We start from the raw sequence: 10,679 nt of genomic DNA, 5'->3' as shown, positions 1-10,679 counted from the left end.
ATAAAACAAATTTAATCATACTTTAAACTTTTAGCGTGTATAATGCCAAAGCTACATTTTCGTAGTAATTTAATATGATTTTTAACAATCATAAATTTCACAAGGAGAATAAATGAAAAGAATCATTTCTTCTGCCATTTTGGCATTGTTTGTAGCGTTTCTAAGCGCTTGCTCAAACTCATCTTCAAAAGAAGATACTAACACAACTTCTGCTAACACTCAAGCAGCTTCAACTCTTGAGAGTATCAAAAATAACGGCGTAGTGAGAATCGGCGTTTTTGGTGACAAACCTCCTTTTGGTTTTGTTGATGAAAAAGGGGTAAATCAAGGTTATGATATTGTCTTTGCAAAACGCATAGCACAAGAGCTTTTAGGCGATGAAAACAAGGTGCAATTTGTGCTTGTTGAAGCAGCAAATCGCGTTGAGTTTTTAAAGTCTGATAAAGTTGATATTATCTTGGCAAATTTTACTCAAACTCCAGAAAGAGCTGAACAAGTTGATTTTACTTTGCCTTATATGAAAGTGGCTTTAGGCGTAGTTGTGCCACAAGATTTGAATGTAACAAGTGTTGATGATCTTAAAGATAAAACTCTTATCTTAAACAAAGGCACTACAGCTGATGCATTTTTTACTACGAATTATCCAGAGATCAAAAGCTTGAAATTTGATCAAAACACCGAGACTTTTGCAGCTTTACTTGATGGACGCGGACAAGCCTTAGCTCATGATAATACGCTTTTATTTGCTTGGGTAAAAGATAAGCCAAATTTCAAAGTTGCTATCCAAGAACTCGGTAACAAAGATGTTATCGCTGCAGCTGTAAAAAAAGGCAATGATGAGCTTAAAAACTTTATCAATGATCTTATCGTAAAGCTTGCTGATGAGCAGTTTTTCCATAAAGCTTATGATGCAACTTTAAAAGAAGCTTTCACTGATGATATCAATCCAGAAAGCGTTGTTATCGAAGGCGGCAAGCTTTAATCCAAAAGAGGCTCTAAGCCTCTTTTCTTCTAATCCTTAAAAAGGCTTTTCTTGAGAAAAAAAGCGGTTAAAAACACCCTATATGCTTCTTTGGGTGGAATTTTAGAATTTTATGATTATATACTTTTTGTCTTTTTTGCTAAGCTTTTTGCAGAGATATTTTTTCCACCAAATAATGCTTTTTGGGCTGAGATTGGTGTATGGATAAGCTTTGGAGCAGGGTATTTAGCCCGTCCTTTTGGGGCTGTTGTTTTTGCCCATTTTGGTGATAAAAAGGGACGAAAAGATGTATTTTACATCACCATGCTTTTAATGATACTGCCAAGTTTTGCCCTTGCTTTTTTGCCAAGCTATGAAAGTATAGGACTTGTAGCAACTATAATTTTATTTGTGATACGCATTTTGCAAGGTTTGGCTGTAGGTGCTGAAGTAAGTGGGGCTTGGGTTTTTGTGAGCGAGTTTGTAAGTCAAAAGTATAAAAGCCTTGCACTTGGCTTTATCTCAGCAACTTTAACACTAGGCTTGCTTTTGGCTGGGCTTGTAAGCTTGCTTGTTAATGAAATTTTCACTCAAGAAGAGCTTAAGGCTTGGGCTTGGCGTTTGCCTTTTATTTTAGGTGGATTTTTTGGGGTTTTAGCTTGCTTTTTGAGAAAAAAACTCAGTGAAACGCCGGTATTTGAAAAACTTAGAAAAGATGAAACCTTGCTTAGCTTTCCACTTTTAGAGGCTTTAAAAACACACAAACTTGCCATGCTTGTGTGCGCTTTAATGAGCGTGGTTTTAACAAGCGGGGTAGCGACTTTAACCATAGTTCCCCAGCATTTTAACGCGCTTTTAGGTTTTGATACAAATCAAAGCTTGATTTACTCAAATTTAGCTATAGTTGCTATTATCTTTGGAAGTCTTATACAAGGAGCTTTGGCAAGTTTTTTTGGGAATTTTAAAATTTGTGTGCTGTTTAGTTTGCTTTTTGCTGTTTTTGGCATAGGGCTTGGCTTGTATAATGAACGCTTTTTATTTTACTATCTTTTGGCGTGTTTTATGCAAGGTATTATTTCTTTTGCACCTATTTTTATGACTAGTGTTTTTAAACCTGAACTTCGATTTAGCGGGCTTTCTTTTGCGTATAATATATCTTATGCGCTTTTAGCTTTTGTAACGCCTTTTGTCATTCGAGGAATTTATGAGAAGTATTTGGGGTATTATTTTGTTTTTGTGGCACTTTGTAGCTTGCTTTGCGTGCTTTTGGTAAGGCATTTAAATAATGCCTATTTAAGAAGAGTTTAAAAGTAATTTTTGAGCTGAATAAAATTTATAAGCAAACAAAGTCTTAAAATGGTGGTTAGAGGCAGAATCGAACTGCCGACACGCAGATTTTCAGTCTGCTGCTCTACCGACTGAGCTATCCAACCACGATTTAAAATAGAAGTTGAGATTATAGCTTTTTTTTGCTTAGATAAAGCTAAAATTTAAAAAACTTAATTTTTATCCTTAAATTTAAGTTTTTTGTGCTACAATACAAACTTTTTGATACAAATTTATATTGGAGTTGTTTTGAAACAAACGCATTTTGATAGAAAAACCGTGAGATTTTTATTTCTTGGTTATATTATCATTGCTTTTTTGGGTGCTTTTTTGTTGCGCATTGAAGGTGTGGCAAAAGGAGAGCTTGGCTTGATTGATGCTCTTTTTACTTCTGTTTCAGCTATTTCTATGACTGGACTTATTGTAAAAAATACTGCCGTTGATTTTAATTTGAGCGGACAAATTATCATTTTGTTTTTAATACAAATTGGTGGGCTTGGTTATATGGGGCTTGGAGTATTTTTTTATGTGCTAATCCGTAAAAAAATTGGCTTTCATGAAAGAAATATGCTTAAAGAATCCTTGCTTTATCCTCATATGGAAGGGGTTGTGGATTTTTTACGAAAAATTTTGCTTTTTGTTTTTATGGTAGAGTTTATCGGAGGAATTTTACTTTTTTTACGCTTTGCTCTTGATATGCCTATAAATCAGGCTCTTTGGTTTGGTTTTTTTCACGCAATTTCAGCATTTAATAATGCTGGTTTTTCTATCTTTGAAACAGGCTTAGCAGCGTATAGGGGTGATTTTTGGATCAATTTTGTCATCACTAGTCTTGTTATCATTGGTGGTATAGGGTATTTTGTGCTTTTGGAGTTGTATTTATTTCAAAGAAAACGTCTTTCAGGTTTGAGTGTGCATACTAAGATAGTGCTTATTAGCACGCTTGCACTGATTTTAAGTGCAACTTTGGCTGTGTTTTGTTTTGAGTATGCAAATGCCAAGAGTCTTGGCGCACTTTCTTTTTTTGAGAAGCTTTTAAGCTCTTATTTTACAGCGGTAAATTACCGAACTGCTGGTTTTAATACGCTTGATCTAAGCACTTTTAAAGATGCAAGTTTATTTTTTGGCTCTTTGTTTATGATTATTGGTGGGGGACCGGGTGGAACTTCAGGCGGTATAAAGGTAACAACTTTTGCGGTTTTGATTATTTATACTTATTGGGTGATTAAAAATGGACGTGTGCGGGTTTTTCATTATGAAATTCCAGATGAAGTGGTTAAAAGAGCTTTTGTTATCGCTGTTGGATCAGCTACTTATATAGTAACTTGCGTTTTACTCTTGAGTTTGCTTGAGAGTGATGTGCGTTTTATTTATCTGCTTTTTGAGACAAGTTCAGCTTTTGCAACCGTTGGAGTATCAGTTGGTGATGGTGGCACGCTTTCTTTAAGTGCGCTTTTTGGCGATGATGCAAAACTTGTTATTATAGTGTTGATGATAAGTGGAAGGATTGGCGTTTTTGCCTTTTTAGTGGCAATTTTTACAAAAGATAAGGAAAAATACATCAAATATCCAGAAGGGAAAATTTATCTATGAAAAATGGAAAAACTTATGGGATTATAGGACTTGGTAAATTTGGTTCAGTGATTGCAAATGAACTGATTAACGGCGGACAAAGCGTGATTGTTGCTGATCGAGATGAAAACAGCCTTAAAGAGTTGCAAGACAAGGTAAGTTGTGCGTATATACTTGATTCAACTAATGCTGTCGCTCTTAAAGAAGCTGGCTTTCACAATATCGATGTTGTCATCGTGAGTATAGGCGAAAATGTCGAAAAAAGCATACTCACTCTAATGGCGTTAAAAGACATTGGCGTTGAAACCGTGATCACAAAAGCCACTTCTTTGATACACGGACAAATTCTTTCAAAACTCGGCTCTTCAAAGGTGATTTATCCAGAAAAAGAAAGTGCCATAAGGCTTGCTAAGGAGTTTTTACTACATACTGAATTTGAGGTGATTGATATCTCAGCAAATACTGTCCGTGCTGTGAAAATCATCATCAATGATAGTCTAGTGGGACGCAGCTTGCAACAAATCGCTCAAAATATGCGCTTGATAGGATACAAAAAGAAAGGCTCAAGTGATTGGGAGCTTTTGCCAGAACTTCTTACCACCCTAGTTGATGCTGGAGATAGCGTCATTTTGCTCGGCACAGCAAAAGAATTAGAGGAATTTGAGCATTAAAATTTAGATTTTGATAAAAAGGCTTATTTTGATTTTCTTCTTAAATTGTCGCTATTTTGATCAAGTTAATCTTTAAATTTGGAATAAGCCTTTTTGCTATTATTGCAAGTAAAATTTATTTTGCAATCTATTTAAAAATTAATAAAAATAGAGTTTTTTTAAAAAATAAAAATTTCAAATTTTTATTTTTTATCCAAGAGAGAAAAAATATGCTAAAATATAGCAATTTTCTTTTCAAAGGCTAAAAGATGCATAATAACCCAAAAATGTTTTTAAATAGAGAGCTTTCTTGGCTGAGATTTAACACTCGCGTTTTAGATCAGTGCTCTCGTGATATACCCTTGCTTGAAAAACTCAAATTTATAGCCATTTATTGCACGAATTTAGATGAGTTTTATATGATACGCGTAGCTGGGCTTAAGCAACTTTTTGCCGCTGGAGTAAGTTTAAGTGGGGCTGATGAGATGACGCCTTTAATGCAGCTTAAAGAAATCCGCAAATACCTTCACAAAGAAAAACCCCTGCTTGAAAAGTATTTTATGCAGATTAGAAACGAGCTTGAAAAAGAAAATTTATTTATCAAGCCTTATGAGGAGCTTGATTGCGAGCTTAAAGAAAAATGTGATGAGTTTTTTTTCTCAAATATCTTTCCAGTGATCGTGCCAATCGCTGTTGATGCGACGCACCCTTTTCCACACCTAAACAACCTTTCTTTTTCTTTGGCTGTAAAGCTTTGCGATGCCTTGCAACCTGAATTGATTAAATTTGGAATGATCCGCATACCAAGGCTTTTGCCGCGTTTTTATGCGGTAAGCACGAATGTTTATGTGCCTATAGAAAGTATAGTTCATCGCCACGCAGAAGAGATTTTTCCGGGCTATAAACTTTTAGCTTCAGCAGCTTTTAGGGTAACAAGAAATGCTGATATTAGCATAGAAGAAGAAGAAGCAGATGATTTTATGATGATACTTGAAAGAGGGCTGAAACTTCGTAGAAAAGGAGCTTTTGTTCGTCTTCAAATTCAAAAAAACGCTGATGAGCAAATCGTCAATTTCTTAAACACGCATATGAAAATTTTTCATAAAGATGTCTATGAATACGAGATACTTTTAAACCTTCCTTCTCTTTGGCAAATCATCGGCAACAAAGCTTTTACACATTTGCTTTTTCCTTCTTATACGCCAAAAGTTTTACCACCATTTAGTGAAAATATGTCTGTGTTTGAGTGCATAGACAAAGAAGATGTTTTGCTTTTTCATCCTTATGAGAGCTTTGATCCGGTGTTTCGGCTCATCAAAGAAGCAAGCACTGATCCTAAGGTGATCTCCATACGCATGACTTTATACAGAGTGGAGAAAAACTCAAATATAGTCCAAGCGCTTATTGACGCGGCAAATGAAGGCAAGCAAGTTACGGTTATGGTGGAGCTTAAGGCGAGATTTGATGAGGAGAATAATTTGCATTGGGCAAAAGCATTAGAGGACGCTGGAGCTCATGTGATTTATGGTATAGCTGGCTTTAAAGTGCATGCAAAAATTTGTCAAGTGATAAGACAAGAGGGTGAGAAGCTTAAGTTTTATATTCATCTAAGCACAGGTAATTATAATGCCAGCACAGCTCGAATTTACACTGATGTGAGCTATTTTACAAGTAGGGCAGAGATCGCTAAAGATAGCACAACCTTTTTTCACATACTTTCTGGCTTTTCAAAAAATCGTCGCTTAGAAACCTTAGCAATGAGCCCAAATCAAATCAAAGAAAAAGTGCTTGAAATGATAGGCGTTGAGATCGCCAAAGGCAAAGAGGGTGTGATCATCGCAAAGATGAATTCACTTGTGGATAGTGATATCATTAAAGCTTTGTATGAAGCTTCAAAAGCTGGAGTAAAAATCGATCTTATTATAAGAGGTATAAGTTGTCTTAGACCTAAGGAGGAATACAGCCAAAATATCTGTGTAAAAAGTATCATTGGTAAGTATTTAGAGCATGCAAGAATTTTTTATTTTAAGCATTCAAATCCGAGTTATTTTATCTCAAGCGCGGACTTTATGCCAAGAAATTTAGAGCGAAGATTAGAGTTGATGACACCTATATTTGATGAGACTTTAAAGGCTAAGTTAGCCGAGCTTTTAAGGCTTCAGCTTAGTGATAATGAGCTTGCGTATGAGCTTGAAAGTAGCGGAGAATATATCAAAAAGCCACATACTGAAAAAAGTATGAATTCCCAAGAAGTGTTAGAAGCATATATGAGTAGAATTTATAAAAGCATCACAAAACATAGCGATCAAAGTAGGGCAAGTAGGCTTGTATCTAAGCTTTTTAAAGAAAGTTGAGCTTGACGATATAATTTTAAATTATAAAAAATTGACAATAATAAGGCTTTGAATAAAAGTGATAAAATTTCATGATAGTATTTTTGTAAGTTTGGCAAGCTAATATATCGCTTTAAGAAATCAAATCAAAATCAACCTAAATTATTGCCAAGAAAAATGACGCGTAATTTATACAAATCAAACACATTTTTGTTTGATTTGTTCTTCAAGTTGATTTGAAACAACAAAGCCTGTGTTATAAAGCAAGCAAGAGCCGACATATCTTACTTTTAAGACAAGTTTTTTATGCTCGGTATTGCTTGGGTCGTGAGCTTTTCTTGCAAGTTCGTGTATCTCATATACTATGTCCTTATTAAGCTTACTTAGATCAAGTTCTAGCACCATATTTTCAAACTCTTTTGGGGCTTGGGTAAATTCTTTTTCTTTGTATTTATTTCTAAAGCCAACTTTAGCTTTTATTTCTCTTTTCTTTGCGTCCTCAAGCTCTAAAACTTCATTAACCATAAAGCTTGACTCACTTTCATCTTTTCTGTAATTAATGACAAAAGCATAAGCTTTTACTCTTCTTTTTTCATCTTTAAAAATTTCTTCAAGTTCAGCTACATTTTTTTCAAAAACAACCACATCAAAACTTGAGTAAAAGTCTAAAATTTGCATTTTGGCATATCGTTTGCCGTTTTTACTCATCATCGCCTTAAAATCCTCTATGCGTCCAACGCACAAAATTTGCCCATTACCCTTAAGATTTTCAAAATCAAGACTTTTATAATACTCAATTTCAGCAATTTGCTCGCTAAATTCATCAAGTGGGTGTGCTGAAACATAAATGCCTAAGATATCTTTTTCAAAATCTAGCTTTTCTTTGAGATCGTATTCGCTTATATTTTTTAAATCAATCTTGATATTATCAGCCACTTCATCAATGCCAAACAGCGATGAAGCTGAATTTCTCTTAAGTTCAGCTATCTTTCTTGAGTTTTCACACAAGTGAGGTAAATTTTCGATTAAACACCTACGCGTAAAGCCATATTCATCAAAAGCACCGACTTTTATAAGACTTTCCATAGTGCGTTTATTAACTTTAGTTGGATCGATTTTACTCATAAACTCATCTATATCCTTAAAGCCTTCTTTTGGACGCGCGCTCATTAAATTTGTAACTGCTGGCGTGCCAACTGATTTGATCGCTCCTAGCCCATACACTATAGCCTCACTGCCATCTTCAAGCTCAATAGCTTTAAACTCGCCCTGAGCTTTGTTAATGCTAGGTGGTAAAAGCTTGATATTCATTCTTTTCATTTCTTCTATATATTGAGCGACTTTTTCAACCTTATTTTGCTCGCTAGTAAGTAATGCAGCCATAAATTCACTTGGATAATAAGTCTTAAGATAAGCTGTTTGAAAGGCGATAAGCGCATAAGCAGCAGAATGAGATTTGTTAAAGCCATATTCTGCGAATTTTAAGATAAGCTCAAAAAGATCATCAGCTTTTTGTGCGTCATAGCCTTGTTTTTTTGCCCCTTCTAAATACTCAGCCTTTAAGCCATCAAGTATTTCTTTCTTTTTCTTACCCATAGCACGGCGCACATTATCAGCACCACCTAAGCTAAAGCCACCGATTTTTTGCACGATTTGCATAACTTGCTCTTGATAAACTATAACACCATAAGTATCTTCAAGTATAGGTTTTAAGTCTTCAAAAGCATACACAGCTTTTTTTCTGCCATGTTTTATATCAATATAATCATCAACCATACCACTTTCTAAAGGTCCTGGGCGATACAAAGCCAAAACAGCGATTAAATCCTCAAAGCAATCGGGTCTTAGCCTTGAATTTAAAGCTTGCATACCGCCTGATTCGATTTGAAAAATGCCAAGTGTGTTTCCACTTTGTATAGTTTCATAGGTTTTTTTATCATTTAAATCTATCTTTTCCCAGATGATATCTTTATCAAATCGCTGTTTAATAAGCTTTACAGCATTATCAACAACGGTTAGGGTTTTTAAGCCTAAGAAGTCAAATTTGATTAAATCAACATCTTCTAAAAAGTCCTTTGAATACTGCGTTACAAGGTGCTTTTCATCGTTTTTACTTGGGCGAAATAAAGGTGTTTTTTTCCATAAACTTTCATTTGAGATCACAAGTCCAGCCGCATGCACGCCAGCGTGGCGATTTAGCCCTTCAAGTGCAAGCGCAAACTCCCACCATTCTTTACCTTTAGCGTGGCTATCTAAAAATTCTTTGATCTTTGGCTCTTTGGCATAAGCATCTTCAAGCGTGATCTTAAGCTCTTCAGGCACAAGCTTAGCAAGCTCATCTCCATCTTGTATGCTGATATCAAGCACACGAGCTACATCACGGATTACGCCTTTTGCAAGCATTTTACCAAAAGTGATGACTTGAGCGACTTTATCAAAGCCGTATTTATCGATCACATAATCAATCACTTCATCGCGTCTATCTTGACAAAAATCCACATCGATATCAGGCATTGATACGCGTTCTGGATTTAAAAAACGTTCAAAAAGCAGATTGTAAGGTAAGGGATCAAGATCAGTTATCTTTAAAGCATAAGATACTAAGCTACCAGCTGCAGAACCTCGCCCAGGTCCAACTGGTATATCTTTGCTTTTTGCCACAGCGATAAAGTCATGCACTATAAGCATATAACCAGAAAATTTCATATTTTTAATCACTTCAACTTCCATAGCTAAACGCTCTTTATACTGCTCGTGCTTATTTTCATCGATAAATTCAAGCCTTTGATCAAGTCCGATTTTACATAAATGTTCAAAAACAACATCATCATTTTTAAAACTAAACTCAAGCTCTGGTTCTGGTAAGCTTAAGCCGTGTTCTTTAGCGTATTCTCTTGTGAATTTAAAATTTGGCGGGGTTGGATTGCCAAGATTGAGCTCAAGATTGCATTTATCAGCGATTTCTTGAGTGTTTGCAATAGCATCAGGTAAGTCTGCAAAAAGCTCATTCATTTGTTCGCTTGATTTGACATAAAACTCATGCACGCTGTGTCTTAAACGATCTGGATCGTTTAGCTTTACACCCATATTTACGCACATCAAAGCCTCATGTGCCGCAGCTCTATCTTTAAAAGTATAATGCGTATCATTTGTCGCGATAACTTTAATGTCAAGTTCTTTAGCCAATCTTAAAATTTGATCATCGATAAAAAGCTGATCGCCTATACCATGACGCATAAGCTCAAGATAAAAATCATCTTTAAAAACCTCTTTATACCACAAAGCCACTTCCTTGGCAGCTTCATAGCCTTTGGCTCCAAATTTTTGATTTTTTTCACTTTGGGTGTTTAGGTGCCAATTTACCTCACCTTGCAAGCAAGCTGAAGAGCAAATCAAGCCCTCACTATGTTCTTTAAGAATTTTTTTGTTAATGCGTGGATAATAATACAAGCCCTTGATGTAGCTTTGAGAGCTTAAATACATTAAATTTTGATAGCCTATTTCGTTTTTAGCATATAAACAAAGATGAAAACGTTGTCTGGTGCTCTTGTCGTTTAGCTCCTCGCCATTGTGTATATATGCTTCAAGTCCGATGATAGGCTTTAAGCCCTCTTTTTTCATCGTTTGGTAAAAGTCAATCGCTCCAAACATATTGCCATGATCAGTCATTGCTACACTTGTCGCACCTTGAGCTTTGAGCGTTTTTGCAAGTTCTTTAAGTTTGTTTGCTCCATCTAGTAAAGAGTATTCAGTATGTAAGTGCAAGTGGGTAAATTGACTCATCTTTTATCCTTAATTTTTTTAGCTTGATTATATAGAATTTGCACTGAAAAAAAA

General features: G+C 35.4%; 6 protein-coding genes and 1 tRNA gene. 5 read left to right on the top strand and 2 right to left on the bottom strand.

Annotated elements, in window-relative coordinates; translation table 11 throughout:
* Nucleotides 1-112: 112 nt before the first annotated feature.
* Both DMB95_RS03315 and DMB95_RS03310 read left to right on the top strand, forming a co-directional pair.
* A complete protein-coding gene (locus DMB95_RS03315; RefSeq protein ID WP_142930911.1) occupies nt 113-982 on the top strand; it encodes a cysteine ABC transporter substrate-binding protein in 870 nt (289 codons plus the stop codon).
* 51 nt (nt 983-1,033) lie between these two features.
* A complete protein-coding gene (locus tag DMB95_RS03310) occupies nt 1,034-2,269 on the top strand; it encodes an MFS transporter (RefSeq protein WP_142930910.1) in 1,236 nt (411 codons plus the stop codon).
* A 49-nt stretch (nt 2,270-2,318) separates the two neighbouring features.
* On the opposite strand, the gene DMB95_RS03305 is transcribed toward DMB95_RS03310, so the two are convergent.
* Nucleotides 2,319-2,394, bottom strand: a tRNA-Phe gene (locus DMB95_RS03305).
* Between the two features lie 142 nt (nt 2,395-2,536).
* Here DMB95_RS03305 and DMB95_RS03300 point away from each other — a divergent pair.
* The 3 genes from DMB95_RS03300 (at nt 2,537) to DMB95_RS03290 (ending at nt 6,863) form a co-directional block, all read left to right on the top strand.
* Entirely contained in the window at nt 2,537-3,880 is a 1,344-nt protein-coding gene (locus DMB95_RS03300; RefSeq protein ID WP_142930909.1) for a TrkH family potassium uptake protein, read from the top strand.
* The gene (locus tag DMB95_RS03295; protein ID WP_142930908.1) at nt 3,877-4,530 is read left to right on the top strand and encodes a potassium channel family protein; all 654 of its coding nucleotides are present in this window, start codon (nt 3,877-3,879) and stop codon (nt 4,528-4,530) included. The genes DMB95_RS03300 and DMB95_RS03295 overlap by 4 nt, the downstream gene beginning before the upstream one ends.
* Nucleotides 4,531-4,778: 248 nt before the next feature.
* A complete protein-coding gene (locus DMB95_RS03290; protein ID WP_142930907.1) occupies nt 4,779-6,863 on the top strand; it encodes an RNA degradosome polyphosphate kinase in 2,085 nt (694 codons plus the stop codon).
* A gap of 177 nt (nt 6,864-7,040) precedes the next feature.
* Here DMB95_RS03290 and dnaE read toward each other — a convergent pair whose 3' ends face one another.
* Entirely contained in the window at nt 7,041-10,625 is a 3,585-nt protein-coding gene (dnaE, locus tag DMB95_RS03285; RefSeq protein WP_142930906.1) for a DNA polymerase III subunit alpha, read from the bottom strand.
* Between the last annotated feature and the right edge of the window lie 54 nt (nt 10,626-10,679).

The organism is Campylobacter sp. MIT 12-8780, assembly GCF_006864535.1.
In the GTDB taxonomy this organism is placed as follows: domain Bacteria; phylum Campylobacterota; class Campylobacteria; order Campylobacterales; family Campylobacteraceae; genus Campylobacter_D.
Note: the sequence above shows the minus strand (reverse complement) of the source record. Positions and strands in the feature narration are given on the sequence as shown.